We start from the raw sequence: 26,045 nt of genomic DNA on the forward strand, positions 1-26,045 counted from the left end.
TGTCGAAGCACAGTCCTGGTTTTGACCGGCGGAAGAATGAACGGCCCTTCGACAAGCTCAGGGCGAACGGATTTAAAGGGATCGCTCTAGCCGAGGTGCAGCGCGAGCCAGACGGTCGGGCGGTCTTTCGCGGTCCAGGTGACCCAATGCTTCCGCCCGGCTTCGATCAGCAGGTGATCGCCGGGCGCGAGCGTCACTTCCGAATCCCCGATCCGCAGCCCTGCCGCGCCTTCGAGCAGCAGCACCCATTCGTCGTGCGCCTGCACCATCGGCGCATCCTCGGGTGTCGATTGGCCGTGCGAGACGATCCGCTCAAGGCGGACGCCGGGGCGCGACAGAAGCTCGTCGAACAGCTCGCCGGCACTGGTATCGGGAAGCGGGGCGAGGAGGTTCGTGAGCATGGTTTCGACCTAGCAAATCCTCCCCCGGAGGGGGAGGTGGCAGGCGCAGCCTGACGGAGGGGTATTCTCCTCAGGCGACACCGCTCGTGGCGACTACCCCTCCACCAGCTTCGCTGGTCCCCCTCCCCCTCCGGGGGAGGATTTGATTGGGGGCAACCTCGCCGCTAGAGCCCCGCCATGCCTCCCCGCTTCCACTTCACCATCCACGCGACCGACGGCAAGGCCCGGCTCGGCGAGATCGCGATGCAGCGCGGCAATATCCGCACTCCGGCCTTCATGCCCGTCGGCACCGCCGCGACGGTCAAGGCGATGAAGCCGCAGGATGTGCGCGCGAGCGGCGCGGACATCATCCTGGGCAACACCTATCACCTCATGCTGCGCCCCGGCGCCGAGCGCGTCCACCGGCTGGGCGGGCTGCACGGCTTCATGGGCTGGGACCGGCCGATCCTGACCGATTCGGGCGGCTATCAGGTGATGAGCCTTTCCGAGCTGACCAAGCGCAGCGAGGAAGGCGTGGCGTTCAAATCGCATCTCGACGGCAGCAGGCACCTGATCACGCCCGAGCGATCGATGGAGATCCAGCGGCTGCTCGGCTCGAACATCGTGATGGCGTTCGACGAGCTCGTCCCCACCACCTCGGCGCGCGAGGTGCAGGCGGCGGCGATGGAGCGCTCGATGCGCTGGGCGAAGCGCAGCCGCGACGGCTTCGATGCGGGCGGCGAGCATGCCGCGGGCAACGCGATCTTCGGCATCCAGCAGGGCGCGCTCGACGAGGGGCTGCGCAAGGCATCGGCGGACGCGCTGCTCGATATCGGTTTCGACGGCTATGCGGTGGGCGGGCTCGCGGTCGGCGAAGGGCAGGAGGCGATGTTCGGCGTGCTCGACTATGCGCCGGGCCAGCTCGACGCGCGCAAGCCGCGCTATCTGATGGGGGTGGGCAAGCCCAACGATATCGTCGGCGCGGTCGAGCGCGGGATCGACATGTTCGATTGCGTGCTGCCGACGCGCTCCGGGCGGACCGGGCAGGCGTTCACGCGGCAAGGGCCGATCAACATCCGCAACGCGAAGTTCGGCGAGGACCAGGGACCGCTCGATCCGGCCTGCGCCTGCCCCGTCTGCGCCGGCTCGAGCCGCGCCTATCTCCACCATCTGGTCCGCGCCGGCGAAATCCTGGGCGCGATGCTGATGACCGAGCATAACCTCTATTTCTACCAGGCGCTGATGGCGGACCTGCGCATGGCGATCGGCGAGGGCCGTTTGTCGAGCTTCGCCAATGACTTCCGCGCCGCCTATTGCGGCGCCCCGGAAAGCGGCTAATCCCCGGTTGACCAACTTTCCAGGGAGACCGCCATGCTGCCGATCCTGAGACTGCTTGCCGCCGCCGTCGGGGTGATCATCGCCTATCGCGTGCTCAACGGCACCATGACCAATTCGCTGTTCAAGGTCCCCGATCTGATCGCGGGCGGGGCGCTCGTCATCGCCGCGGTCTTCCCCAAGGGGCTCGCTAATTCGGCGCTGGTGATCGCCAGCACCTATGCGCTGGGCGTCTGCTCGGTCGCGCTCTCGGGCTATCTGAGCGCGGGGCGCCCGGCCGATCCGCTGCTGATGGCGACGATGGGGATCAACATCCTCACCATCCTGATGCTCGCCGCGAAGGGCGCGGATCACTAAAATTACATTAACTATCAAGTGTTTCACCCCGGCACGCTTGAAAATCGGGGGCAGCAATCAGCGCCGGAATCGGCTATTCGCGTGGCTACCGGGGAAGCCTTTGTCGAGGCTTCGGGTAGCGGGGCGTAGAGCGCTTGTTCTGGCGGCGTTTCACACGGATGCAGGCACGGGGGCTGGCGGCGGCGGCGATTGCATCGCTGATCGGCGCCGGCTTCTCCGCCCAGGCGCTCGCGCCCAGCACCGGCGCGGTGGCCGTCAAGGTCGAGAAGCGCGGTTATGAGGCCGACGATCACTTCCCCGGCGCGCTCTATGAAACCGCTGTGGACGACAATGCGGCGATGGCGGCGGGCATGACCGGCACCGCCGAGCTGCCCGACATGCCGATCCCGGCTGGCGCGGCCGACGGCGTCAGCGATTCGTCGATCCAGCCGGCCAAGCCCTTTCTCGAAACGGGTTCGAGCGTCGATCGCGCCCGCGCGCTGCAATGCCTGACCACCGCCATCTATTACGAAGCCGCGACCGAACCCGACGAGGGACAGCGCGCGGTGGCGCAGGTGATCCTCAACCGCGTCCGCCACCCCGCCTTTCCGAACACGGTGTGCGGCGTGGTCTATCAGGGATCCGAGCGGCGCGGCTGCCAGTTCAGCTTTGCGTGCGACGGATCGATGGCGCGCGCGCCCTCGCGGCAATATTGGGCGCGGGCCGAGAAGGTCGCCGAAGCCGCGCTCTCGGGCAATGTCTTCGCGCCGGTCGGCCTCGCGACGCACTACCACACCTATGCCGTCACCCCTTCGTGGAACCGCAGCCTGGTGATGACCGGGACCTGGGGGGCGCATTTCTTCCACCGCTGGAAGGGCTATTGGGGCACCGCCGCAGCCTTCTCCCAAGCCTATCGCGGGCACGAGCCGCTCCCCGCCCCGCATGCGCGCGCCGAGCCGGCCGCGACCACGCCCGCGACCGCGCCCGCCGCCATGCCGCGCCCGGCCCAGACGCCGAGCGAGCTGATCCAGCCGCGCTATGCCGATAGCGGCACGCCGACCGCCCAAGCCCCGCGCGCGGTGGCCGCGCCGGCGCCGTCGAACCCGAAGATGGGTGACGAATCGCAGATCGTCGATCGCTGGCGCGACAGCGGGAAGCCGCTACGCTGAAACCAAGCTCCTTCTCCCCTTGTGGGAGAAGAGTGTCGGGCCGGCCATGCCCCCGGCATGGCCTAAACAGCGCGGGGCGCTGTTTACCCGACACTGGGCCCGCTCGCGAAGCGAGTGGAAAGGATGAGGGGGACTCGCGCGCCTCGCCCGATTCCCACTCACCCTTCCGGCGACTTCGTCGCCTCCCTCCCTCTCCCACAAGGGGAGAGGGAAAAAGAAGGGCCCCGCCTTTCGGCGGAGCTCTTCGTCGCTGGCAGGCGGCTCAGTAGCGGTCGTGGCCGCGATGGTCGCGGCCGCGATGATCGTCGCGGTCGCCGCGATAGTCGTTGTCGTGCTTCTGGATGCGGATGCTCCGCTCCAGCGCGTCAAAACGGCGGTCGAGATCGCGGCGCTCGCCCAGCGTCAGGCCGGGACGCGAGGCGCGATAACGGGCCTCGAGATTGGCGATCGCGCGGAACTGCGCACGGAGCTGCACCGCCTCGCGGCGAGTGAGCGCGCCCGAGCGGATGCCCTGGTTGATCCGCGCCTCGATCCGCGCCTGACGCGCATTGACGTTCTGCCACGCGCCGCCCTGGTAGCTGTAGCCATAGTCCGGCGCCGGCGCGGCGGTGGCGATCGCGGGCATGGCGGCCGCTGCGGCGGCAACGCCGGCGAGCAGGATGGTGAATTTCTTCATGGGTAACACTCCTCGATAAACTGGACCGTCCCGTTGCGGTCGAAGGGCGTTATCGAACGCCCGTGTCGCGCGCTTGTGCCATCCAACCGGCTTTTGTGTCGCAGTGTGTCGCGGGGCCGAAAGCTTCGTTCAGCTTCGTTGACGCCGGTCTCCCTCGGGCCGCTGAGAAGGCTCGTTTCACGCCTTTGACGAGCTAATTTGATTTACTTCGGCTCAGGCCCCTCTCCCAACCCTCTCCCCAGAAGGGAGAGGGCTTTAGGCAAGCTCGAGCAGCCGTTCGGCCTGCGCGCGGGCTTCGTCGGTGATCGTTGCGCCCGAGAGCATCCTTGCGATTTCCTCGCGGCGCTGGTCCGCATCCAACGGGGTGACGCCGGTGCGGGTGACGATGCCGTCATGGCTCTTGGCGATGAGCAGGTGGCTACCGCCGCGCGCCGCGACCTGCGGGCTGTGCGTCACCACCAGCAGCTGCGCGCCGCCCGCGAGCCGGGCGAGGCGATCCCCGATCGCGCTCGCCACCGCACCGCCGACGCCGCGGTCGATCTCGTCGAAGATGAGCGTGCGCGCGCCGCCTTCCTCCGCCAGCGCTACCTTGAGCGCGAGGATGAAGCGCGACAGCTCGCCGCCCGAGGCGATCCGGGTCAGCGGCGCGAAGGGGGCGCCGGGGTTGGTCGAGACCTCGAACTCGACGCGGTCCATGCCGGCGGCGCTCCACTGCGCTTCGTCGAGGGGCTCGACCATGGTGCGGAAGCGCGCGGCGTCGAGCTTCAAGGGCTTGAGTTCGCCCTCGACCGCGAGATCGAGCCGGGTCGCAGCCTCGGTACGCGCGGCGGAAAGCGCGCGGGCAGCTTCGGCATAGGTGCGGTGCGCTTCCGCGACCGCCATCTCCAAACGGGCGATCCCCGCCCCGCCGCTTTCGACATTGTCCAGCCGGGTCGCGAGTTCGTCGAGCAAGGCGGCGAGGTCGTCGGGCTGGACGCGGTGCTTGCGGGCGATCCCGCGCAGCTCGAACAGCCGGGCCTCGTCGGCCTCCAGCGCGGCGGGATCGAAAGCCAGCGCGTCGGCGGCGCGATCGACATTGTCCTGCGCCTCGGCGGCGTCGTTGATCGCGCGGTCGATGGCCGCCAGCGCCTCGGCCAGCATCGGATGCGCGTCGGACACGCGTTCGAGGATGCGCGCGGCCTGGCGCAGCCTGGCCAGCCCGCCCTCGGAACCGTCGAGCAGATCGGCGATCGCCTGAAGGTCACCCGCGACCTTCTCGCCGCGCTGCATCGTCGCGCGGCGCTCGGCCAGCGCCTCTTCCTCGCCGGGCTCGGGCGCGAGCGCGCGCAATTCGGCGACGCTATGGTCGAGCCAGTCGCGGTCGCGCTCGGCCAGCGCCTGATCGGCGAGCGCGGCCTCCAGCGCCTCCTGCGCCGCGCGCCAGCTGCGATGCGCCACCGCCACCGCCGCGCCGTCGAGCCGCCCGAACGCGTCGAGCAGCGCGCGATGCCCGCGGGGATTGAGCAATCCGCGATCGTCATGCTGGCCGTGGATCTCGACCAGATGCTGGCCCAGTTCGCGCAGCAATCCCGCAGAGGCCGGCTGATCGTTGACGAACGCGCGGCTGCCGCCGTCCGACTTGACGATGCGGCGGATGATCAGCGGCTCGCCCGGTTCGAGCTCGAGCCCGTTCTCGGCCATCACCGCGGCCGCGCCCGGCGGCGGATCGAAGCTCGCGGCGACGCTCGCCTGCGCCGCGCCCTGGCGCACCAGTCCGCTATCGGCACGCACGCCCAGCGCCAGCCCCAGCGAATCGAGCAGGATTGATTTGCCCGCGCCGGTCTCTCCGGTGAGCACGCCCAGCCCGGGGCCGAATTCGAGGTCGAGCGCCTCGATCAGCACCACGTCGCGGATGGATAATGCGGTCAGCATGCCACGGCCTCTAATACAGGAACGAAGCGGCAACGGAAGCGGGCGTGTTGCGCCGGGGCAGCGCTCCGCGCATGCTGGCCGGAATTCCGGGGGAGTGCGCAACATGAAGCCAGTGACGATCGCCGCCGCCGCCATCGCCATTCTGGCCGCCACGCCCGCGGCGGCGCAGCGCTGCTGGGGGGTGACGCGGATCGGCAGCAACCATCTGTTCGTCGATCTCGATCGCGGCTTCTACATCGAATACCGGCTCGCCACGCCCTTCATGCCGGGCGACGGGAATCCCGGCAATTACCGCATCCATTATTCGCTTCAGGTCCATCACGACCTGAAGACCGACGCGGTGATCACCACCGCGCTGACCGCCGAGACGCGCGACGGCGAGACCGGCAAGGTCGTGCTCCCGCGGCCCGACGACGAGGAGATCATGGTGCGGCTGGACGGGGGCACGGCGCTCACCGACAAGGCCGACACGCTGTATCTGGTCGATAACGGGCTGAAGGCGTCGGCGCGCGCCCGCGCGATCCATGACCGCGCGATGGCAGGCGGGCCGGTGACGATCCGCTATCGCCGCGACGCGCTGGGCATCGTCACCAATGTCGAGGCGACCGTCACCTTCCCCGTCGATCCGCAATATCAGCGCGAGGTTCGCGATCAGGCGCTCGCCGCCGCGGTCGCGCGCGACAAGAGCGGCAGCTGCCCGTTCGAGAACCGAGACAATTGAGGCTTATTTGGCGGCGGGAGCCGGGTGCAGCTTGTCCTGGTTTTCCTGCATCAGCTTGTAGGCGCGGGCATACCAATCGGTGCCGGGATAGTTGACGCCGAGCACCGCCGCCGACTTCTGCGCCTCTTGCGGCACGCCGAGCGCCAGATAGCTTTCGGTCAGCCGCATCAGCGCCTCGGGCACATGCGTGGTGGTCTGGTAATTCTCGACCACGTTGCGGAAGCGGATCGAGGCGGCGAGCCACTGGCCGCGCTTCTGATAGAAGCGGCCGACCTCCATCTCCTTGCCCGCGAGGTGATCGCGGACCAGATCGATCTTGAGCCGCGCATCGGCGGCGTAGCGCGAATTGGGGTAGCGCCGCGTGAGCTCCCCAAGGGCATCGAGCGCCTGCTGGGTGATCTTCTGGTCGCGGGTGACGTCGCTGATCTGCTCGTAATAGCTGATCCCGATCAGATAATAGGCATAGGGCGCGTCGCGGTTGCCCGGATGGACCGCGAGGAAGCGCTGTGCCGATTCGATCGCCTTGGGATAATCCTTGGCGAGATAATAGCTGAACGCGCCCATCAGCTGCGCGCGGCGCGCCCAGACCGAATAGGGATGCTGGCGCTCGACCTCGTCGAACAAAGCCGCGGCGAGCTTGTACTGGCGCTTGTCGAGCCGCTCCTTCGCCGCGCTGTACAGCGTGCCGACGTCGCGGGCGACATAAGGCAGGTCGCCCTTGGCCTTCTTGCCGGCGCAACCGGCGAGGGGAAGGGCCACAAGGGCGATCAGAGCGAGGGCGAGCGGCCGGGCAGAAATACGCATGGTGCGCGGCATAGACCGGACGTGGGGCCGCAAACAATCCTTTTCGCGGCGGCTTTGTGTCAGGGACGGCACGGGTTTCTTCTTGATCCTCCCCCGCCAGGGGGAGGTGGCGCCGAAGGCGACGGAGGGGGCGGACACGAAACAGGCGTGGCCGCCGTCCTCCCCCTCCGTCAGGCTGCGCCTGCCACCTCCCCCTGGCGGGGGAGGATTGAGAAAGTCAGGGATCGTGGCGAAGCATCCGGCGTTGCGCTAACGCAGCCTGAGAGGGATCCGATGACCGCGACACTGCTAGCCACCCACCGAGTCGAAAAGCCCTGGGGCCGGCACCGGCTCTACCCCGGATTCGCCGACCCCGCTCCCGATGGCGAGCCGGTGGGGGAGATCTGGTTCCAGACGCCGGGCGACGCTGCGCCCGACCTGCTGGTCAAATATCTCTTCACCAGCGAGAAGCTGTCGGTCCAGGTCCATCCCAATGACGAGCAGGCGCACGCCGCGGGGCTGCCGCGCGGCAAGGACGAATGCTGGGTAATCCTCGACGCCGAGCCCGATTCGACGATCGCGCTGGGCACCAAAGCGCCGGTCGATCGCGACACGCTCGAGGCCGCGGCGCTCGACGGGTCGATCGAGGAGCTGCTCGACTGGAAGCCGGTGAAAGCAGGCGATTTCTTCTATTCGGGATCGGGGACGATCCACGCGATCGGCGCGGGGATCACGCTGATCGAGGTGCAGCAGAACAGCGAGACCACCTATCGCCTCTATGACTATGGCCGCCCGCGCGAGCTGCATCTGGAGGAAGGGATCGCGGTTTCCGATCCCGTTCCCTTCGTGCCGCATCCGATGCCGGGCCGCGTCGCGGACGACCGGGTGATCCTGGTCGAGGGGCCGAAATTCGTGCTCGAGCGCTGGCCCGGCGGGCATCGCCGGATCGAATTGCCGGCGGGCGTCACCGGCTGGCTGGTGCCCATTTCGGGCGAGGGCGTGGCCGACGGGATCGCCTGGCGCGCGGGCGATTGCCTGACGCTGGAAGGCGTCGCCGAGATCGAGGCAGAGGCGGGCAGCGACCTGCTGTTCGCCTATCCGGGAGCGGCGCGGATCTGATGCCTGAACGCCACATGAACCGGGGGTAGTTTTCGGTTCACGCAACCCTGTCCCGCTTCGATACGTTATTGGCGCACCTGCAAAAACAGGAGCTGTACAATGCGTATCATGATCGCCGCGGCCATTGCCGCGGTTGCGCTGCCGGCCATCCCGGCCATGGCGCAGACCCCCACCCAGGAATATCGCGACGAGGTTCGCGATGCCCAGCGCGACTATAACCGCCGCGTCCGCAACGCGGACAGCCCGCGCGACATCTACGAGGCGCGCCGCGCCTATGAGCACGACGTCCGCGACGCCCAGCGCGACTATCGCCAGGATCGCCGCGAGCGCCGCTGGCGGGGCGATTGGCGCCGCTATCGCTACTATGACTATAACCGCCTGCCCCCGGGCGAGAGCGCCTATTGGGCCGACGATTATTATCGCGACGGGCGCTATTATCGGGAGCGCCGCCTGACCCGGGACGACCGGATCTATCGTGGCCGCGACGGGCGCTATTATTGCCGCCGCAGCGACGGCACCACCGGTCTGGTGGTCGGCGCGGTTGCCGGCGGGCTGTTCGGCAACGCGATCTCGGACGGCCGCAACGCGACCATCGGCACGCTGCTCGGCGCGGCAGTCGGCGCGACGATCGGCGCTTCGGTCGATCGCGGCCAGGTTCGCTGCCGCTAACGGCTGATAGCCGACTTGCCACGCAGGCAGAGAGGGCCCGGCGGGAAACCGCCGGGCCCTTTTCGTCAGGCGATCAGAAGATCCCGCCGGTCAGGAACAGCCGCAGGCCGCTGATCGCGAGGACGACCAGGTTGAGGTTTCGCCCGCTCGTGCGATCGGACATCACGCCCAGCGCCAGGCCGACCAATGCGATCGGGAAGGCGATCCAGTTCACCAGCGAGATGATCGGGATGATCCCGATAAAAGCCAGGAGACCGGCGACGAGGCCCACGAGAATGGAGAGGATGTTCAGCATGGCCCTATTATGGGGACGAACGAGTGTGTTGGCAAGATAATACAGCTACGCAGCAAGCGGAATCAGCACCTCGTTCCGCCGCAGCAGCCCCGGCGTGAAGGGTGGATTGTAGAAGGCATGCTCCACCGGCCCCGCCGCGCGGAGGCGATGGCCGCGCATCCAGCCGCGGAGCGCATCCTCATGCGCATCGAGGACCGCGTCACTCGCCTCGCCCGCGAAGCGCACCGCGGCGATCCGGCGCGCGGGGAGGCTGCGGATCGCCACCTCCTCGCCCGGTGCCGGAAGCGTCTCGACGGTGTAGCGCGCGGGCATCACGAAGCGGGTGCGCCAGCCGCGCCCGTCATCGTCGCCATCGAACAGCACCGGCACCGTCATCGGGATGCGGGCGCCATCGCGATCCTTCCCGCAGATATAGTCCGCGAGCGCGAGGAAGCCCCGCGACAGCGCCGATTCGCGCATGCCCAGCGACACCGTCTCGGCGACCAGCAACCGCGGATAATCGCGCACGCTGAACGCGCCCTCGCGCTCGAGCGTCTTGAACTCGGTCTCGTCATCCTGTGCGGCAAGGAGCGCATAGCCCAGGCCTGCCGCGATCGCGGCGGCGACGCCGGCGCCGACGAGTTTCGGGTTCAATTGCATGAAGGCCCCCTCCTGCATGTCCGCTTGATGACGGATCGATGACGATCGGGTGGCAACGCGCCGAAGGGCGCCAGGGTTCCTTATGGTTAACGGGATATTTGCCGTTTACCGTCTTCCCCAACGCTTCCTTAACCCAATTCGGCGATGACGGAGGCTCACATCGGAGCGCCCGAATGATCCGCCGTCTCGGCTTCTATCTGCTGGTTTTCGCGCCGCTCGCGCTCGCAGCGTGCAGCAGCGCGGGCAATGACGAGGACGCGTCGAATGGCGCCAATGGCGTCGATCCGGCACTCGCCAGCGCGCTGCAGGACCAGATCATGGTCGATCCGGCGCTCAGCCAGCAGGCGAACGGCGATTCGGTGCGCCCGCCGGGCCAACCCTATTCGGGCGGGGTCCCGACCGACGGCGTCGCGGCGAATACCGACGCGGTGAACAATGGCGACCTGATGCACGCCCCCGCCCCCACCACCGCGGACAAGAATTGCACCCAGTGCGAGGCCGGGCGCGAATCGAATACGCTGGGCGGGCTCGCCGCGCGCCAGAAGGACGGCCGCACCTCAGGCTGCGCCGCCAATGTCCAATATGGCGCAGGCTGGGCGCAGCGGCTGCCCGCCGACCTGCCCCTCTATCCGCAGGCGCGGGTGACCGAGGCGGCGGGCACCGATGGCGGCAAGTGCCAGCTGCGCGTGGTGAGCTTCTCGGCGGCCCAGCCGCTGAACGTGATGGTCGACTGGTATTACACCAAGGCGGTGCGCGCGGGGTATACCGCCGAGCATCAGATCGATGGCGAGCAGCATATCCTGGGCGGCACGCGCGACCGCGATGGCGGGGCGTACGTCATCTACCTGACATCGCGGCCCGATGGCGGGACGGATATCGATCTGGTGGCGAATAACGGGGTCTAACTCCTTCCGGGAACGGGGAGGATTTCCTTTCCGAGCCATTCCGCGCTAACCGCGCCCGATGTTCAACCTTCTCCTCGTCATGCTCGGCGGCGCAGTCGGCGCGGGTGCGCGGCATCTGACCGGCCGCGCGACGTTGGCGTTGCTCGGGCCGAACTACCCCTGGGGGACGCTGACGGTGAACCTGATCGGCGGGCTGCTGATGGGGGTGCTCGCGGGCACGGTGTCACGGCTCGGCGGGGGTGAGCAGTGGCGGCTGCTGCTGGGCGTCGGCGTGCTTGGCGGTTTCACCACCTTCTCGGCCTTTTCGCTCGATGCGATGGCGATGATCGAGCGCGGCGATTGGGCGCCGGCGCTGGGCTATATCCTCGTCTCGGTGATCGGATCGATCGCAGCGCTTGCAGTCGGCCTCCAGATGACGCGAGCGATCGCATGAGCGAGGCAACCACCGAAGTCCGCCAGTTCACCGTCGGCGAGGATGACGATGGCATCCGGGTCGACCGCTGGTTCAAGCGGCACATGCCCGATACGAGCTTCAACCTCGTCTCGCGCTGGGCGCGCACTGGGCAACTGCGCGTCGATGGCGCGCGGGCGACGCCCGGCGACCGGCTGACGGTCGGCCAGGTGCTGCGCGTGCCGCCGGCCGAAGCGCCCAAGGCAGCGACGGCGCGGCCCAAACTCAATCGCCCGACGCTGAGCGAGGACCAGATCGCGTTCGCGCGCGAGCTGGTGATCCACAAGGACGCCAGCGCGATCGTGATCAACAAGCCTCCCGGCCTCGCCACCCAAGGCGGCACCAAGACCCACGAGCATGTCGACGGGCTGCTCGACGCGCTCCAGTACGAGCTAGAGGGGCGGCCCAAGCTGGTTCACCGGCTCGACAAGGATACGTCGGGCGCGCTGCTGCTCGCGCGCACCAGCCGCGCCGCGGCCTATTTCGCCAAGAGCTTTTCGGGGCGCACCGCGCGCAAGCTCTATTGGGCGCTGGTGGTCGGCGTGCCCGAGGTCGAGGACGGGTTCATCGACCTGCCGATCGCCAAGCAGCCGGGCACCGGCGGCGAGAAGATGCATGTCGACATGGAGGAGGGTCAGGCCGCGCGCACCCGCTACCGTGTGATCGAACAGGCGGGCGCGCGCACCGCCTGGGTCGAGCTTCAGCCGCATACCGGGCGTACCCACCAGCTGCGTGTCCATATGGCGGCGATCGGCCATCCGATCGTCGGCGACGGCAAATACGGGCTGCAGGACGCGTTCCTGACCGGCGGGATCAGCCGCAAGATGCATCTCCATGCGCGCCGCATCCGCATCGATCATCCCGATGGCGGCAAGCTCGACGCGACCGCCGAGCTGCCGCACCATTTCGCGGAGAGCATGGCGACGCTCGGCTTCGATCTGTCGCTGGGCGAGCAATTGCCGATGGACGAACCCCCGCCGCCGACCAAGGCCCTGCTCAAGCAGCGCGCCAAGGCGCATGCCAAGACCGTCCGCAAGGAGCGCCGCGGCGAGCGCCGGAGCCGCGGGCGGAAATGATCCGGAGAACTTAATCGGGACAGTCCGGTGCGTTAGCCGGTTGATCCGTGGCATCATCCTCGCATAGGCTCGCAGCCGATCCCCGGGGGAAGCTTCGACATGACCCTTGTCCGTATCGTTTTCGTTGCCGTGCTGATGCTCTTCGCGAGCAGCACCGCGGCCTTTGCCCAGGGCGATGACGGCACCCGCGTCGGCGACTGGACGATCTTCAAGAAGCAGGACAATTGCTCGGCCATCTCGACCTTCGAGGGCAATGCCACCGCCTGGCTCGGCTATTACAAGGATGGCGACAAGCTGGTCCTGATGATCCTCGACAATACCGCCTTCGCCGCGGTGACCGACGGCAAGCGCTATGACGGGCAGCTGATGTTCGTGAACAACAGCACCGACAAGCAGATCACCACCGATTGGGCGAGTCTGCCGATCAACGGCGCGGTGCTGGAGAACGGTGCGCACGGCATCATCATCCGTGGGCCCGCCGACGGGATGCTCAAGACCTTCTCCGACTCCGAATTCTTCGCGGTCGTCAGCGGCAGCGATGTCGTGATCAGCCTGAAGATGAAGCAGGGCCAGGACGTGATCGGGACGCTGCGCAAATGCGTCTCCTCGCTCTGAACCGATTGCGCCTGGCGCCCGGCCTCGACTCAACCTCCTCCACTTAGGGAAATCGACTGATGATGATGGTTCGCAAGATCGCCGCCGCCGCGGCCCTGTTCCTCGCCGCCGGCACCGCCCATGCCCAGTCGCAGCAATCGAACAAGATCGAGGTGGGCAACTGGACCATCTACTCGAACGCCGACAATTGCCGCGCGATCACCGATTTCGAGAAGGGCACGGTCGTCTCGATCGCGCTCTATGCCAAGAATGCGCGCACCTCGATGATGATCCTCGACAGCAATGTGTTCAGCGCGGTCACCGATCTCCAGCCGTTCGATGCCAAGCTCGCCTTTGTGAAGGGCGAGGATCTGGATACCGCCTGGCTCGGCCTGCCGGTCATGGGCGCGGTGTTGGAGAACGGCACCAAGGGCGTGTTCATCACCTCCACCGGCGATGCTCTGCTGACCAGCTTCGGCAAGTCGGAAATCGCCGGGCTGCTCCAGGGCGACAAGGCGCTGGTGAGCTTCAAGACCGATCCGGCTGCGGACGTCGCCGCGGCGCTGCGCAAGTGCGTCGCGGGCAAGTAAGCCGCAAGGTGACGGGGGTGCGTCGCTGATGCACCCCAACCGGCTGTTCCGCTGGGAAGACCGTGACGCGATGCGGGATTTCGTCGCGCAGGCGGGGTTCGGCGCGCTGTTCGCGGCGACGCCCGATGGGCCGCGCGTGGCGCATGTGCCGGTGGTGTGGCTCGACGGCGAGACGCTCGGCTTCCACCTGGCGCGCGGCAATGGGCTTGCCCGGCATCTGGACGGGGCGGGCGCGCTGTTCACGGTGCTGGGCCCCGACGCCTATGTCAGCCCCGACTGGTATGGGCTGGGGCCCGACGAGGTTCCGACCTGGAACTATGTCAGCGTCGAGCTGGAGGGCCGCGCGGTGCGGATGGACCGCGACGCGCTGACCGCGCAGATCGATGCGCTCAGCCAGGTCAACGAGGCGCGGCTCGCCCCCAAGCCCGAATGGACGCGGGCCAAGAGCGATCCCGCCAGGATCGAGAAGATGCTCGATGCGATCATCGGGTTTCGGCTCGAGGTGCAGGCGTGGCGGGGAACGCTCAAGCTCGGGCAGAACAAGCCCGACGCCGCGCGCGAGAGCGCCGCGCACCATCTCGACACACAAGGGCGCAGGGCAGTGGCGCATTGGATGCGAAACATTAAATAGGGGAACAGGAGACACGCCATGAGCCCCGAAGACGCCCTCGCCCGCCGCCGCTATTACTATATGACCGGAGTCCATCTGATCGCCACCGCCGGTGCGATCTTCGGGCTGGTGATCGCGGGCCGCGCGAACAACTGGTACGGCACGCTGCTGGGCGGCGCGATCATCGTCTCCGCGCTGTGGGTGATGGCGATCGTCCCGCGTGCGATGGCGCGCAAATGGCGCACCCCGCCCGAGGCATGAAGCGCTTTTGGAAAGAGGTTACTGTCGAGCGCGAGGAGGGGGGCTTTGCGCTGAAGCTCGACGGGCGCCCGGTGAAGACGCCGGGGCGCACCGCGCTGCTGCTCCCCGATCCGGACCTGGCCGAGGCAGTCGCGTTCGAATGGCGCGCGGTCGAGGAGACGATCGATCCGCGTGCGATGCCGCTCACCGGCCTCGCCAACGCCGCGATCGACCGGATCGGTCCGGCGCGGGCCCAGTTCGCGGCGAGCCTCGCCGCCTATGGCGAGACCGACCTTCTCTATTACCGCGCCGAGGGCCCCGCCGAGCTGGCCGCGCGCCAGGCGGCGGCGTGGGACCCGCTGCTCGACTGGGCGCGGTGGCGCTACGATGTGCATTTCGAGACCGCTACCGGCGTGATGCACCATCCCCAACCCCCCGCCACCGTCGCCAAGCTGGCGGAAGCGGTTGCGGTGCTCGACGCGTTCCAGCTTGCGGGCCTTTCGCCGGTGGTGACGATCGGCGGATCGTTGATCGCCGCGCTGGCGTTGCTCGAGGGCCATGCCGGGCGCGACGCGGTCTGGGCTGCGGTCGAGACCGACGAGGATTGGCAGGCCGAGCAATGGGGCGATGACGATATCGCGATTCATGCGCGCGCGACCCGAAAGGCCGATTTCGACGCGGGCGCGCGGTTCCTCTCGCTGCTCTAGTCGTACTCGGGCGGTCCCTCGGGATAGTCCATGAACCGCGCGAGGACCGCGCCGGCCGCGACCCAGGTCAGCACATGGCTGACGAAGAGATAGAGGAAGAAGCCCCAGGGCGCGTGGTTGAAGATGGGCTGGCTGAGGTCCGAATAGCCCGCTACAGCCACCGCGAAGAAAGCCACCAGCCGGATCCGCTCGGCGAAACCGAGCCCGCCCGCGACTATCCGCATCGCCAGCGCCCCCGCGAACGCGCAGCCCATCGCGAGCACCATGCCCCAGATCAGCGACGCGCTGTCGAGCGCCGGGAAGCCGCGATTGGTGAAATGGACGATCGCCACCGGCCCGTTGGCCTGGAGCACCGTGCCCGCGGTGGTCGTCGCGGAGGGGATGATATAGGTGCCGGTGCCCAAGGGACCGAGATTGGCCCCAAGCGCCTGCTGGACGAGCTGGGCCTTGTCGTCGGGGATGGCCGCGAGCGGGATCCAGCTGAGCAAGGGGCTCCAGAAGATGAACCCGACGAGCCACATCGCGACCCCTGCCGCCAGGCTGCCGAGCATCAGTCGCCGCATCGCCGCTCCCCCTATGCCGCCCCTATTTGTTCAACCCGCGGATGAACCCGATCAACCCCGTCTGGCGCGACCGCTTGAGCCGCTCGGCCTTGAGGATGGTGTGGACCTTCTCGAAACAACTCTCGGCATCGTCGTTGACGATGACATAGTCGTAACCGTCCCAATGGCTGACCTCGCGCTCGGCACGATCCATGCGGGCATTGATGACCTCGAGCGTATCGGTGTTGCGGCCGGTGAGGCGGCGGCGCAACTCCTCCATCGAGGGCGGAAGGATGAAGACGCGGACGACATCGCCGCCGCGGAGCTGATAGAGCTGCTGCGCGCCCTGCCAGTCGATATCGAACAACACGTCCTGGCCCGCGGCGAGCATCTCGTCGACCGGCGCCTTGGGCGTACCGTAGCGATGGTTGAAGACATGCGCCCATTCGAGAAACTCGCCCGCCTCGCGCATGCGGCGGAAGGTCTCGAGATCGACGAAGCGATAGTCCCGGCCATCCTCCTCGCCGGGCCGCATCGGGCGCGTGGTCGCCGAAACCGAGACGCCGAGATCGGGCTCTTCGCGGAGCAGCCGTTTGGCGATGGTGGACTTGCCGGCACCCGAGGGCGAGGACAGCACGAACAATACGCCCCGTGGCTTGAATCCGTGCGGGTCTTCCAGGAGGCGATTGGGCATAGGCCCAATGGCGTGGCCTGCCCCCTCGCGTCAAGCGGCTAGCGGTGCGGCCTAACGGCCCACCATCGTCTCGGGCCGGACATATTGATCAAAGGTCGCTTCATCGACCAGCCCGAGCGCGAGGCCGCTCTCCTTGAGCGTCAGCCCTTTTTCATGGGCGTTCTTCGCGATCTTGGCGGCGTTGTCATAGCCGATCGCGGGGGCCAGCGCCGTCACCAGCATCAGCGAGCGGTCGACCAGGGCCTTGATCTGCGCCTCGTTCGCTTCGATCCCATCGACGCAACGCTCGGCGAAGCTGACCATGCCGACCGACAACAGATCGATCGAGCGCAGAACGTTCGCGCCGATCAGCGGCATGAACACGTTGAGCTCGAAATGCCCCTGCATCCCGCCGACGGTGACGGCCTGATTGTTGCCGATCACCTGCGCCGCCACCATCGTCAGCGATTCGCACTGGGTGGGATTGACCTTGCCCGGCATGATCGAGCTGCCCGGCTCGTTTGCGGGGAGCGACAGCTCGCCAAGCCCCGAGCGCGGGCCCGATCCGAGGAAACGGATGTCGTTGGCGATCTTGTTGAGCGCGACCGCCAGCGTGTTGAGCGCGCCCGAGAAAAACACCAGATCGTCCTTGGCCGCCAACTGCTCGAACTTGTTGGGCGCGGCGCTGAAGTCTGACTGCGCGATGTTCGAGATGGCGAGCACCATGTCACGTGCCCAGCCCTCGGGTGCGTTCAGGCCAGTGCCGACCGCCGTGCCGCCGATGGCGAGCTGCCGCAGGCCGTCCGACGCATCCCTGATCCGTTCGCGGCAGCTGGCCAGCTGCGCCGCGTAGCCCGAGAATTCCTGGCCTAGCGTCAGCGGCGTCGCGTCCTGGGTATGGGTGCGGCCGATCTTGATGATGTGGTCCCAGGCCTCGGCCTTGGCGGTCAGCGACGCGGTCAATTGCGCGAGCGCCGGAAGCAATGCCGCCTCGGTCGCGCGCACCGCGGCGATATGGAGCGCTGTCGGGAAGCTGTCGTTCGACGACTGGCTCATATTGACGTGATCGTTGGGGTGGACCGGCGATTTGCCGCCCTTCTTGCCCGCGAGCACCTCATTAGCGCGGCCGGCGATCACCTCGTTGACGTTCATGTTGGTCTGGGTGCCGCTGCCGGTCTGCCAGATCACCAGCGGGAACTGGTCGTCGAGTTTCCCTTGCGCGATCTCGGTCGTGACCTGCTCGATCACCGCGGCGATCTTCGGATCGAGCCCGTGCTTGACGTTCACCCGCGCCGCAGCCTGCTTCACGATCGCCTGGGCATGGACGATGCCGAGCGGCATCCGCTCCATCTCGCCGAACGGGAAATTCTCGATCGAGCGCTGCGTCTGCGCGCCCCAATAGCAGTCGGCAGGCACTTCGATCGCGCCGATCGAATCGGTTTCGGTGCGGGTGTTCGTCACGGGAATCTCCTCAAGCGCGCGCTGCCAATGGGCGCGGGAGGAGCGCGGATCAAGTCCTGAGGCGATACTGCGCCATACGCTCATAATAGGGCCGCGCGGCCTCGGCGAGGGGTTTGAGGGTGTCGGGCAGGTCGTCGAAGGTCGCGAACCGATCGGGCCGGGTGAAGCCCGTCGAGCGCTCGACCGCGTCGTACCAGGCCGGGGCCCAGACGCCGTCCGAGGCACGGCGGCCGGCGGGCCAGCTGAGCATCTTCGCCGAGAAGGGGATGCCGAGCGCCTGGCATAGCCCCGACAATGCCTTGCGCGGATCGGCGAGCACCTGCGCGCCCTCGATCACGGGCGGCGCCTTGCCCAGGCGATCCGCCACCCGGTCGAAAATCTCGTTCTGCCGGACCACGCCGATATCGCTGAGCGTCACCAGGGTGCGCTTGGCGAGATAGGAGGCAAGCACCTGTTCGGGCGGGCGGATCAGGAAGGCGTTGGTGCAGGCGTCCATCCAGTCCAGCCCGAAATCGGGGAGCATGTGGTGGCACATCTGCTTCTGGTACCAGATCGGGGTGCCGGGGCCCGGCCCCGCCATCGCCTTGGCCACGTCGCGCCAATCGGTCGGCTGCGTGGCGATCACCTCCTCGCGCATCGGGTGGATATCGCCGGTCGCGGCAAGGAAGGCGGCGTAGAAGGGCTCGTCGGTGACTTCGACGTCCTCGCGATTCTCGAAGGCGCGCATCATCGCGGTCGAGATGTTGCGCGGGCCGCTCCACATCGCAATTTTGATCGCTACGCGATCGGGGGTGATGCGCGTCACCATAGCGGGTTCGCGGCGGCATCCGCGTTCTTCATGGCGGCATAGGCAGCGGCGATTCGCGCGGTGACCAGGCCGCCGGGGAGCGCGCGGCCGTCGATCTCGCGTACCGGCGTGACGCCGCCCATCGTGCCGGTGACGAACGCCTCTTCGGCATCGGCGAGGTGCCCCAGCGGGAAATCGCCCTGTTCGACCGGCACCGCGGCGATGATGTTTCCGCGGGTGATGCCGTTGAAGCAGTAGGTGTCGCCGCTGGTGAACACCCTGCCCCCCTTCACCCAGAAGAAGTTGGTCGCGTTGCAGCTGGCGATATTGCCATGGGGATCGAGCATCAGCGCCTCGTCCCCGCCCAGATCGATCGCCTCGAGCAATGCGCGGATCAGCGGCAGGCGGCTGTGCGAGTTGAGCCGCATGTCGAACATCTCGGGACCGGTGGTACGCGTCGGCACGCTGCGCAGCGCGAGGCCGGGGCCGGGAACCGAGGTCTTGTACTCGGCGGTGATCGCGATCGTCGCTGCGCCAAGCGCGTTGCGAGGATCCTGGTTGATCGAGGCCTTGCGCCCGCGGGTGACCATCAGGCGGAGATGCGCGCCATCGGTCATGCTGTTCGCTTCGAGCAGGTCCTTGAGCGCCGCGACCATCCCGGCGCGCGACAGGCCGATATCGATCCGGATCGCCGCCGCCCCGGCATAAAGCCGGTCGAGATGGGCATCGAGGAACAGCAGCGCGCGGTTGTGGAGCCGCAGCCCTTCCCACACCCCGTCGCCCATCCCGAAGCCCGCGTCGAAGATTGAGACCTTCGCGTCCTCGGTCGGGACCAGCGTGCCGTTCAGATGGACAAGCAGCTTCGCGTTTCGAGGGTCCGCGGCAAAGTCCTGGCTACCGGCCAGGGCTCACTTCTTCCGCTTGAAATCGACCGACACCACGTTCGACCCGTCATCGGCGGGCTTGGCGGTGGGGCCGTCATTCTCGGCCTCTTCGTGCGGCTCGGGGCCGTCCGGGCCTTCCTGCGCCTGGAAACGCAGCTCGAAATTGACCGCGGGATCGTGGAAACCGGTGATCGCCGAGAAGGGGATGGTGAGCAGCGCCGGCACCTGGTTGAAGCTCAGCCCCACCGAGAAGCGCTCGGCATCGACGGTCAGGTCCCAGAAACGGTGCTGGAGGACGATCGTCATCTCGTCGGGAAAGCGCTCGATCAGCCGCGCGGGGATATCGACGCCCTGCGCGTGCGTCTTGAAGGTGATGTAGAAATGATGGTTGCCGGGCAGCCCGCCCGTCGCCGCCACCGAACCCAGCACGCGACCGACGACCGCGCGCAGGGCCTCCTGCACGATTTCGTCATAGGGAATCAAACTGTCGGGCACGGATCCGCTCATGCGCTTGGGTTAGCGCGTCCGGTGCGAGGGTCAAGCGGCTCAGGTTAACGCGGGCAGCTTGGGCGGGGCCAAGCAAGGCTATTTTGCTTGGGAAGCCATGGGCGCTATGGGGACGCCCAAGGAGCTAGCGATGCGCACCGCCACGATCAGCCGCAAGACCAGCGAGACGTCGATCGACGTCAGCGTCAATCTCGACGGCACGGGAGCCTATGCCATCTCCACGGGCATCGGCTTTTTCGACCATATGCTCGAGCAGCTCAGCCGGCATTCGCTGATCGATCTCGACGTCAAGACCGTCGGCGACCTGCATATCGACCAGCACCACACCGTCGAGGATACCGGCCTCGCGATCGGCGCGGCGGTGGCGCAGGCGCTGGGGGACAAGAAGGGCATCCGCCGCTACGCCGACGCCTTGTCGCCGATGGACGAGACGCTGACGCGGGTGGCAATCGATATCTCCGGGCGGCCCTTTTGCGTGTTCAAGACCGAATTCAGCCAGAAGCGGCTCGGCGAGATGGACACCGAGATGTTCGAACACTGGTTCCAGAGCTTCGCGCAAGCCGCTGGAATCACGCTGCACGTCGAGACGCTCTACGGATCGAACAACCACCATATCGCCGAAAGCGCGTTCAAGGGCCTCGCCCGGGCGCTGCGCGAGGCGGTCGAGATCGATCCGCGCAAGGCCGACACCATCCCCTCGACCAAGGGCGTGCTATGATCATCGTGCTGCTGACTTACACGGGCGACGTCACCCCGTACCGCCCGGCGCATATCGACTGGCTGAAGGAAGCGCTGGCGTCGGGCCGGCTGATCACCGCCGGGCGCCAGCCCGAGACGGGCGGGGTGCTGATCGCGCGCGGCGAGCGGGCTGAAGTCGAAACCTGGTGGGCGAACGATCCTTACTGCCTTGGCGGGGTGGCGACTGCCAAGTTCGTCGAGTTCACGCCGAGCATGGCCGCGCCGGGGCTGGAATCGCTCGTCCCGTGAGCATCGCGCTGATCGATTATGGCGCGGGCAATCTCCATTCGGTCCATAACGCGCTCAAGGCCGCGGGGGCGGATGGCATCGCGGTGACCGCCGATCCGGAAACGGTGCTACACGCGGATCGCGTGGTCCTGCCCGGCGTCGGCGCGTTCGGGGCATGTGCGGCGGGGTTGCGGGCGATTCCCGGCATGGCCGAGGCGCTCGATGCCCGGGTACGCGAGCAGGGGGCGCCGTTTCTCGGCGTCTGCGTGGGAATGCAGCTGATGGCGCGCACCGGCGAAGAGATGGGAGAGCATCCCGGGCTCGGCTGGATGGACGGGGTGGTGCGCCAGATGATCCCGGCCGAGGGCGTGCGCGTGCCGCATATGGGCTGGAACGACGTGGTGCCGCTGGTCCCCCATAAGCTGATCGAGCCGGGCGAGGCCTATTTCCTCCACAGCTTCGCCTATGAGGGCGAGGGGGTGATCGCCGGGAGCGAACATGGCGGCCCGCTGACCGCGGCGATCGGGCGCGACAATTATGTCGGCGTCCAGTTCCACCCCGAGAAGAGCCAGCGCTACGGAATCGCGCTGATCGAGAGGTTTCTGCAGTGGCGCCCCTGATCATCTTCCCCGCGATCGACCTCAAGGGCGGGCAGGTCGTGCGCCTGGCGGAAGGCGATATGGACCGCGCCACCGTCTATGGCGACGATCCCGCGGCGCAGGCGCGCGGCTTCATGGGCGCGGGTGCCGAATGGCTTCATGTCGTCGACCTCGACGGCGCGTTCGCGGGGGAATCGGTGAACGGCGCGGCGGTGGGCGCGATCCTGCGGGATTTTGCCGGGAAGGTGCAGCTGGGGGGCGGCATCCGTTCGCGCGAATCGATCGAGCGGTGGCTGTCGCTGGGCGTGGCACGCGTGGTGATCGGCACCGCCGCGCTCGAGAATCCCGATCTGGTCCGCGAGGCCGCGCGCGATTTCCCCGGGCAGATCGTGGTGGCGGTCGATGCCCGCGACGGGATGGTCGCCACGCGCGGCTGGGCCGATGTCTCGACGGTGAGCGTGACCGAGCTGGCGAAGCGCTTCGAGGATGCGGGCGTCGCAGCATTGCTCTTCACCGATGTCGGCCGCGACGGGCTGCTCAAGGGCTGCAATGTCGAGGCGACGGTTGCGCTCGCCCGCGCGGTTGCGATCCCGGTGATCGCCAGCGGCGGCGTCACCGACGTGGGCGACATCATCGCGCTTCGCCCCCATGTCGCCGACGGGATCGAGGGCGTGATCACGGGCCGTGCGCTCTATGACGGGCGGCTGAGCCTCTACGAAGCGCTGAGGGCGGCCGAATGAGCAGTTTACCCACCCGTTCGTTTCGAGCGAAGTCGAGAAACATGGGCGAAGTGCCTCGTGGCGGTTTCTCGACTGCGCTCGAAACGAACGGTTGGGGAGAGGCGACCCGATGACGGTCCGCGCGCGCGTCATCCCCTGTCTCGACGTGGCGGGCGGGCGCGTGGTGAAGGGCGTCAATTTCGTCGATCTGATCGATGCCGGCGATCCGGTCGAGCAGGCGCGCGCCTATGACGCGGCGGGGGCGGACGAGCTCTGCTTCCTCGATATCGGCGCGAGCCATGAGGGGCGCGACACGATCGTCGATGTCGTGCGCCGCACCGCCGAGGTGTGCTTCATGCCGCTGACGGTGGGGGGCGGCGTGCGCAGCGTCGAGGATGCGCGCGCGCTGCTGCTCGCCGGGGCGGACAAGGTGGCGGTCAATTCGGCCGCGGTGGCGCGGCCCGAGGTGGTTTCGGAGATCGCCGAGCGGATGGGGAGCCAGTGCGTCGTCGCCTCGATCGACGCGCGCCGCACGGGTGCGGGATGGGAAGTCTTCACCCATGGCGGCCGCCGCGCCACCGGGATCGACGCGGTCGCACACGCGCTCCGGCTCGCCGAGCTGGGCGCGGGCGAACTGCTGGTGACGTCGATGGACCGCGACGGAACGCGCGACGGCTATGACCTCGAGCTGATCCGCACGATTGCCGACCGGGTGACGGTGCCGGTGGTGGCGAGCGGCGGCGTGGGCAATCTCCAGCATCTCGTGGACGGGATCGTGCAGGGCCATGCCAGCGCCGTGCTCGCCGCCTCGATCTTCCATTTCGGCGAGGCGAGCATCGCCGACGCGCATGCGGCGCTGGCAGCGGCGGGGATTCCGGTTCGGTCCTGACTCCAGCCCGTGCTCCGGCGAAGGCCGGAGCGCTGGCGTTCGAAGGGCGTCGCTTGAGGCCAACGCTCCGGCCTTCGCCGGAGCACGGTGAAGCTTAACGATTTGGCGAACCCGTCGCGCTAAACCCCACCCCATGATCCGCATCGCACTCCTCCTCCTCATCGCCACCCCGGCGCTTGCCGAGGAGCCGCCGCATACCGGCCGGGCGGGATCGCGATCGATGCCCGAGACGTCGGACTTCCTCCTCTTCGCGGTCGCCGCGGGCGGGGTGTGGTTCGTCCGGCGGGCAATGCGGCAGCGCTTCCGCAAGGCGCCCAAGGATTGACTTGCAGCCCGGGCTACTACAGCCCGCGCCCATGGACTCGCTCGACACCCTCGAAGCCATCATCCGCGACCGCCGCACCGGCGATCCCGCATCCTCCTATGTCGCGAAGCTGACCGCCAGGGGCCGCCACAAGATCGCGCAGAAGCTGGGCGAGGAAGCGACCGAAACCGTGATCGCCGCGATTGCGGACGACAAGGCGGGCATCGTCAGCGAATCCGCCGACCTGATCTTCCACCTGCTCGTGCTGCTAGCCGATGCCGGGCTGACGCTCGACGATGTCCGCGCCGAGCTGAAGCGGCGCGAGGGGGTTTCGGGGATCGATGAGAAAGCCAGCCGGATCCCTTGAAATCCGTTCGCCCTGAGCTTGTCGAAAGGCCGTTCTTCCTTCTAACGCAACGCTGAGGAAGGGCGGGGCTTCGACAAGCTCAGCCCGAACGGTGAGAGGTTCGACCCCGATGCCCATCGACGCCACCCTGCCCTATGATCCCGACAATATCTTCGCCCGCATCCTGCGCGGCGAGATTCCGTCGAAGCGCGTCTATGAGGACGCGCATGCGATCGCCTTTCACGACATCAACCCGCAGGCACCGCACCATATCCTGGTGATCCCGCGCGGGCCCTATGTCTCGTGGGACGATTTCTCGGCGAACGCCTCCGAGGCCGAGATCGCCGGTTTCGTCCGTGCGGTGGGCGCGGTCGCGCGCGAGGCGGGGTTCGTCGAGCCCGGTTACCGCCTGCTCGCCAATACCGGCATGGATTCCGGCCAGGAGGTGCCACACCTCCATGTCCATATCTTCGCAGGCGCCCGGCTCGGCCCGATGCTCGCGCGATAAGGGCTTGCCCCTACTCGATTTGCGGTTAGGCTCCCTCGCTTCAACCAATGGGGCGGCCGCAAGCGCCGCGGTTAGGGGACCAACCATGTTCGGGCGCATCAAGCCACTCGACGCCATTCTGGCGACCGCCAAGAAAAAATCTCTGCACCCTACGCTCGGCTGGTTCCAGCTGACGCTGTTCGGCATCGGCTGCGTGATCGGCACGGGCATTTTTGTGCTCACCGCCGCCGGCGCGCAAAAGGCCGGGCCCGGACTGCTGCTCGCCTTCGCGATCGCGGGCGTGATCTGCATCGTCGCGGCGCTTTGCTATGCCGAGATCGCGGCGATGATTCCCGTCGCGGGCTCCGCCTACACCTATACCTACGCGACGATGGGCGAGTTCCTCGCCTGGACGGTCGGCTGGGCCCTGATCCTCGAATATGCAGTCGCGGCGAGCGCGGTGTCGGTCGGGTGGTCCGGCTATTTCTCTGGCACGATATTGGACAAGACATTGGGGATACACCTCCCCGACTTCTTGAAGACCGCGCCGCTGGCGCTGGGCGGTGCGCCCGGCGGGTTCATCAACCTGCCTGCGGTGGTCATCGCGCTGCTCGTCACCTGGCTGCTGATGATCGGCACCAGGGAGAGCGCACGCGTCAACGCCGTGCTGGTGCTGGTCAAGGTGACGGCGCTGACCGCGTTCATCGCGCTAACCTACACCTCGCCCCAGTTCGACATGCAGCAGTTCAATCCCTTCCTCCCCGCGGGCGTCTTCGGCGGCTTCGGCACGGGCGTGGGCGCTGTCGGTGCGGCGGCGACGATCTTCTTCGCCTATGTCGGCTTCGACGCGGTCTCGACCGCGGCCGAGGAAACCAAGAACCCCCAGCGCAACGTGCCCATCGGCCTGATCGGCTCGCTGCTGTTCTGCACCGTCTTCTACATGCTGGTCGCGGGCGGCGCGGTCGCCACCATCGGCGGCCAGCCGATCATGGGCCCGGGCGGCATTCCCTTCCCGGCGGGTTCGGAAGAGCTCGCCCGCCAGTGCGCGCTGCCCGAATACAAGGAGATGCTGGTCTGCTCGAACGAAGCGCTGGCGCATGTGCTGCGCCAGATCGGCTTCGGCACGGTCGGCAATTTCATGGGCTATGCGGCATTCATCGCGCTGCCTTCGGTCATCTTGATCCTGCTGTTCGGCCAGACGCGCATCTTCTTCGTGATGAGCCGCGACGGGCTGCTTCCCGAGGGGCTGTCGAAGATCCATCCGAAGTGGAAGACGCCCTACGTCGTGACTGCCCTTACCGGTGGCGCGGTGGCGTTTGCTGCAGCGTTTTTGCCGGTGGGCAAGCTGGCCGACATCGCCAATGCGGGCACGCTTTATGCCTTCATGATGGTGGCGATCGCGGTGATGATCCTGCGCAAGACCGCGGCCGGCGTGGAACGCAAGTTCAAGACGCCGATGCTGTGGCTGATCGGCCCGGCGACGATCGCGGGCTGCGTGTTCCTGTTCTTCAACCTGCCGATGGAAGCGATGCTGGTGCTCCCCGCTTGGGGTGCGGTCGGCGTGGTGATCTACTTCGCCTACAGCTTCCGTGCCAGCCATCTGGGCAAGGGCGTGGTCGAGGTGGTCGAGCCCGAAGCTTATGAGGACGTGCCTGGCACGACCTGAGCCGGTTCG

At 67.5% G+C, this 26,045-nt stretch carries 35 protein-coding genes; 23 read left to right on the forward strand and 12 right to left on the reverse strand.

What is annotated here, in order from left to right:
• Nucleotides 1–86 precede the first annotated feature (86 nt).
• Nucleotides 87–401 (reverse strand): cupin domain-containing protein, encoded by a 315-nt coding sequence (locus OF829_RS01550; RefSeq protein ID WP_264938188.1) that lies wholly within the window; start codon nucleotides 399–401, stop codon nucleotides 87–89.
• Nucleotides 402–578: 177 nt separating this feature from the next.
• Here OF829_RS01550 and tgt point away from each other — a divergent pair, with 177 nt between their 5' ends.
• The 3 genes from tgt to OF829_RS01565 all read left to right on the forward strand — a co-directional run bounded on the left by tgt (nucleotide 579) and on the right by OF829_RS01565 (nucleotide 3,220).
• A complete protein-coding gene (gene tgt, locus OF829_RS01555; protein ID WP_264938189.1) occupies nucleotides 579–1,718 on the forward strand; it encodes a tRNA guanosine(34) transglycosylase Tgt in 1,140 nt (379 codons plus the stop codon).
• 33 nt (nucleotides 1,719–1,751) lie between these two features.
• On the forward strand, nucleotides 1,752–2,072 hold the full coding sequence (locus OF829_RS01560) for a hypothetical protein (protein ID WP_264938190.1): 321 nt from the start codon (nucleotides 1,752–1,754) through the stop codon (nucleotides 2,070–2,072).
• A 158-nt stretch (nucleotides 2,073–2,230) separates the two neighbouring features.
• Entirely contained in the window at nucleotides 2,231–3,220 is a 990-nt protein-coding gene (locus OF829_RS01565; protein WP_264938191.1) for a cell wall hydrolase, read from the forward strand.
• Between the two features lie 262 nt (nucleotides 3,221–3,482).
• Here OF829_RS01565 and OF829_RS01570 read toward each other — a convergent pair whose 3' ends face one another.
• Nucleotides 3,483–3,896, reverse strand: coding sequence for a hypothetical protein (locus OF829_RS01570; RefSeq protein ID WP_264938192.1), 414 nt, complete (start codon nucleotides 3,894–3,896; stop codon nucleotides 3,483–3,485).
• A 255-nt stretch (nucleotides 3,897–4,151) separates the two neighbouring features.
• Nucleotides 4,152–5,807, reverse strand: coding sequence for a DNA repair protein RecN (recN, locus tag OF829_RS01575; protein WP_264938193.1), 1,656 nt, complete (start codon nucleotides 5,805–5,807; stop codon nucleotides 4,152–4,154).
• A gap of 103 nt (nucleotides 5,808–5,910) precedes the next feature.
• On the opposite strand from recN, the gene OF829_RS01580 reads away from it, so the two are divergent.
• Nucleotides 5,911–6,528 (forward strand): hypothetical protein, encoded by a 618-nt coding sequence (locus tag OF829_RS01580; RefSeq protein ID WP_264938194.1) that lies wholly within the window; start codon nucleotides 5,911–5,913, stop codon nucleotides 6,526–6,528.
• 3 nt (nucleotides 6,529–6,531) lie between these two features.
• Here the strand turns inward: OF829_RS01580 and OF829_RS01585 are convergent, their stop codons facing one another.
• Complete coding sequence (locus OF829_RS01585) at nucleotides 6,532–7,332, reverse strand: outer membrane protein assembly factor BamD (RefSeq protein ID WP_264938195.1); 801 nt, start codon at nucleotides 7,330–7,332, stop codon at nucleotides 6,532–6,534.
• A 273-nt stretch (nucleotides 7,333–7,605) separates the two neighbouring features.
• Here OF829_RS01585 and OF829_RS01590 point away from each other — a divergent pair, with 273 nt between their 5' ends.
• Both OF829_RS01590 and OF829_RS01595 read left to right on the forward strand, forming a co-directional pair.
• The gene (locus OF829_RS01590) at nucleotides 7,606–8,430 is read left to right on the forward strand and encodes a class I mannose-6-phosphate isomerase (RefSeq protein ID WP_264938196.1); all 825 of its coding nucleotides are present in this window, start codon (nucleotides 7,606–7,608) and stop codon (nucleotides 8,428–8,430) included.
• Nucleotides 8,431–8,529: 99 nt separating this feature from the next.
• Entirely contained in the window at nucleotides 8,530–9,099 is a 570-nt protein-coding gene (locus tag OF829_RS01595; RefSeq protein WP_264938197.1) for a glycine zipper 2TM domain-containing protein, read from the forward strand.
• Between the two features lie 73 nt (nucleotides 9,100–9,172).
• On the opposite strand, the gene OF829_RS01600 is transcribed toward OF829_RS01595, so the two are convergent.
• Complete coding sequence (locus OF829_RS01600) at nucleotides 9,173–9,394, reverse strand: hypothetical protein (protein WP_264938198.1); 222 nt, start codon at nucleotides 9,392–9,394, stop codon at nucleotides 9,173–9,175.
• A gap of 45 nt (nucleotides 9,395–9,439) precedes the next feature.
• Nucleotides 9,440–10,051: an SOUL family heme-binding protein gene (locus tag OF829_RS01605; RefSeq protein ID WP_264938199.1), complete on the reverse strand. Its 612-nt coding sequence runs from the start codon at nucleotides 10,049–10,051 to the stop codon at nucleotides 9,440–9,442.
• Nucleotides 10,052–10,206: 155 nt separating this feature from the next.
• On the opposite strand from OF829_RS01605, the gene OF829_RS01610 reads away from it, so the two are divergent.
• The 8 genes from OF829_RS01610 to OF829_RS01645 all read left to right on the forward strand — a co-directional run bounded on the left by OF829_RS01610 (nucleotide 10,207) and on the right by OF829_RS01645 (nucleotide 15,206).
• Nucleotides 10,207–10,938: a hypothetical protein gene (locus OF829_RS01610; protein ID WP_264938200.1), complete on the forward strand. Its 732-nt coding sequence runs from the start codon at nucleotides 10,207–10,209 to the stop codon at nucleotides 10,936–10,938.
• 58 nt (nucleotides 10,939–10,996) lie between these two features.
• Nucleotides 10,997–11,371, forward strand: coding sequence for a fluoride efflux transporter CrcB (gene crcB / locus OF829_RS01615; RefSeq protein ID WP_264938201.1), 375 nt, complete (start codon nucleotides 10,997–10,999; stop codon nucleotides 11,369–11,371).
• Nucleotides 11,368–12,465 (forward strand): RluA family pseudouridine synthase, encoded by a 1,098-nt coding sequence (locus OF829_RS01620; RefSeq protein WP_264938202.1) that lies wholly within the window; start codon nucleotides 11,368–11,370, stop codon nucleotides 12,463–12,465. Before crcB ends, OF829_RS01620 begins: the two co-directional genes overlap by 4 nt.
• Before the next feature lie 99 nt (nucleotides 12,466–12,564).
• Complete coding sequence (locus tag OF829_RS01625; protein ID WP_264938203.1) at nucleotides 12,565–13,080, forward strand: hypothetical protein; 516 nt, start codon at nucleotides 12,565–12,567, stop codon at nucleotides 13,078–13,080.
• Between the two features lie 59 nt (nucleotides 13,081–13,139).
• Nucleotides 13,140–13,649, forward strand: a complete 510-nt coding sequence (locus tag OF829_RS01630) for a hypothetical protein (RefSeq protein WP_264938204.1) — start codon at nucleotides 13,140–13,142, stop codon at nucleotides 13,647–13,649.
• A 28-nt stretch (nucleotides 13,650–13,677) separates the two neighbouring features.
• On the forward strand, nucleotides 13,678–14,280 hold the full coding sequence (locus OF829_RS01635) for an FMN-binding negative transcriptional regulator (RefSeq protein WP_264938205.1): 603 nt from the start codon (nucleotides 13,678–13,680) through the stop codon (nucleotides 14,278–14,280).
• 18 nt (nucleotides 14,281–14,298) lie between these two features.
• A complete protein-coding gene (locus tag OF829_RS01640; RefSeq protein ID WP_264938206.1) occupies nucleotides 14,299–14,520 on the forward strand; it encodes a hypothetical protein in 222 nt (73 codons plus the stop codon).
• Nucleotides 14,517–15,206: an ATP12 family chaperone protein gene (locus OF829_RS01645; protein WP_264938207.1), complete on the forward strand. Its 690-nt coding sequence runs from the start codon at nucleotides 14,517–14,519 to the stop codon at nucleotides 15,204–15,206. Before OF829_RS01640 ends, OF829_RS01645 begins: the two co-directional genes overlap by 4 nt.
• Here the strand turns inward: OF829_RS01645 and OF829_RS01650 are convergent.
• From OF829_RS01650 to OF829_RS01675, 6 genes are all read right to left on the reverse strand, one after another.
• The gene (locus tag OF829_RS01650) at nucleotides 15,203–15,769 is read right to left on the reverse strand and encodes a hypothetical protein (protein ID WP_264938208.1); all 567 of its coding nucleotides are present in this window, start codon (nucleotides 15,767–15,769) and stop codon (nucleotides 15,203–15,205) included. The two genes, OF829_RS01645 and OF829_RS01650, sit on opposite strands and share 4 nt — an antisense overlap.
• Nucleotides 15,770–15,791: 22 nt before the next feature.
• Nucleotides 15,792–16,442, reverse strand: coding sequence for a guanylate kinase (gene gmk, locus OF829_RS01655; protein ID WP_264938209.1), 651 nt, complete (start codon nucleotides 16,440–16,442; stop codon nucleotides 15,792–15,794).
• Nucleotides 16,443–16,493: 51 nt separating this feature from the next.
• Nucleotides 16,494–17,882, reverse strand: a complete 1,389-nt coding sequence (fumC, locus tag OF829_RS01660) for a class II fumarate hydratase (protein ID WP_264938210.1) — start codon at nucleotides 17,880–17,882, stop codon at nucleotides 16,494–16,496.
• A gap of 49 nt (nucleotides 17,883–17,931) precedes the next feature.
• Nucleotides 17,932–18,687 (reverse strand): sulfotransferase-like domain-containing protein, encoded by a 756-nt coding sequence (locus OF829_RS01665; RefSeq protein WP_264938211.1) that lies wholly within the window; start codon nucleotides 18,685–18,687, stop codon nucleotides 17,932–17,934.
• Entirely contained in the window at nucleotides 18,684–19,454 is a 771-nt protein-coding gene (locus tag OF829_RS01670) for an aminotransferase class IV (protein ID WP_264938212.1), read from the reverse strand. Before OF829_RS01670 ends, OF829_RS01665 begins: the two co-directional genes overlap by 4 nt.
• A gap of 123 nt (nucleotides 19,455–19,577) precedes the next feature.
• Nucleotides 19,578–20,060 carry an SspB family protein gene (locus tag OF829_RS01675; protein ID WP_264938213.1) on the reverse strand — a complete coding sequence of 161 codons (483 nt, stop codon included), beginning with the start codon at nucleotides 20,058–20,060 and terminating at the stop codon, nucleotides 19,578–19,580.
• Nucleotides 20,061–20,190: 130 nt separating this feature from the next.
• On the opposite strand from OF829_RS01675, the gene hisB reads away from it, so the two are divergent.
• From hisB to OF829_RS01720, 9 genes are all read left to right on the forward strand, one after another.
• A complete protein-coding gene (gene hisB / locus OF829_RS01680) occupies nucleotides 20,191–20,778 on the forward strand; it encodes an imidazoleglycerol-phosphate dehydratase HisB (RefSeq protein WP_264938214.1) in 588 nt (195 codons plus the stop codon).
• Nucleotides 20,775–21,047 (forward strand): YciI family protein, encoded by a 273-nt coding sequence (locus OF829_RS01685; RefSeq protein ID WP_264938215.1) that lies wholly within the window; start codon nucleotides 20,775–20,777, stop codon nucleotides 21,045–21,047. The genes hisB and OF829_RS01685 overlap by 4 nt, the downstream gene beginning before the upstream one ends.
• Complete coding sequence (gene hisH / locus OF829_RS01690; RefSeq protein WP_264938216.1) at nucleotides 21,044–21,646, forward strand: imidazole glycerol phosphate synthase subunit HisH; 603 nt, start codon at nucleotides 21,044–21,046, stop codon at nucleotides 21,644–21,646. The genes OF829_RS01685 and hisH overlap by 4 nt, the downstream gene beginning before the upstream one ends.
• Entirely contained in the window at nucleotides 21,643–22,365 is a 723-nt protein-coding gene (hisA, locus tag OF829_RS01695) for a 1-(5-phosphoribosyl)-5-[(5-phosphoribosylamino)methylideneamino]imidazole-4-carboxamide isomerase (RefSeq protein ID WP_264938787.1), read from the forward strand. Before hisH ends, hisA begins: the two co-directional genes overlap by 4 nt.
• 109 nt (nucleotides 22,366–22,474) lie before the next feature.
• Entirely contained in the window at nucleotides 22,475–23,233 is a 759-nt protein-coding gene (gene hisF / locus OF829_RS01700) for an imidazole glycerol phosphate synthase subunit HisF (protein WP_264938217.1), read from the forward strand.
• Between the two features lie 133 nt (nucleotides 23,234–23,366).
• On the forward strand, nucleotides 23,367–23,558 hold the full coding sequence (locus OF829_RS01705; protein WP_264938218.1) for a hypothetical protein: 192 nt from the start codon (nucleotides 23,367–23,369) through the stop codon (nucleotides 23,556–23,558).
• Nucleotides 23,559–23,589: 31 nt separating this feature from the next.
• A complete protein-coding gene (locus tag OF829_RS01710; RefSeq protein WP_264938219.1) occupies nucleotides 23,590–23,904 on the forward strand; it encodes a phosphoribosyl-ATP diphosphatase in 315 nt (104 codons plus the stop codon).
• 109 nt (nucleotides 23,905–24,013) lie between these two features.
• Complete coding sequence (locus OF829_RS01715) at nucleotides 24,014–24,391, forward strand: histidine triad nucleotide-binding protein (RefSeq protein WP_264938220.1); 378 nt, start codon at nucleotides 24,014–24,016, stop codon at nucleotides 24,389–24,391.
• A gap of 85 nt (nucleotides 24,392–24,476) precedes the next feature.
• The gene (locus tag OF829_RS01720; protein WP_264938221.1) at nucleotides 24,477–26,036 is read left to right on the forward strand and encodes an amino acid permease; all 1,560 of its coding nucleotides are present in this window, start codon (nucleotides 24,477–24,479) and stop codon (nucleotides 26,034–26,036) included.
• Nucleotides 26,037–26,045: the final 9 nt, after the last annotated feature.

Origin of the sequence: Sphingomonas caeni (assembly GCF_026013415.1) — a bacterium.
In the GTDB taxonomy this organism is placed as follows: domain Bacteria; phylum Pseudomonadota; class Alphaproteobacteria; order Sphingomonadales; family Sphingomonadaceae; genus Sphingomonas; species Sphingomonas caeni.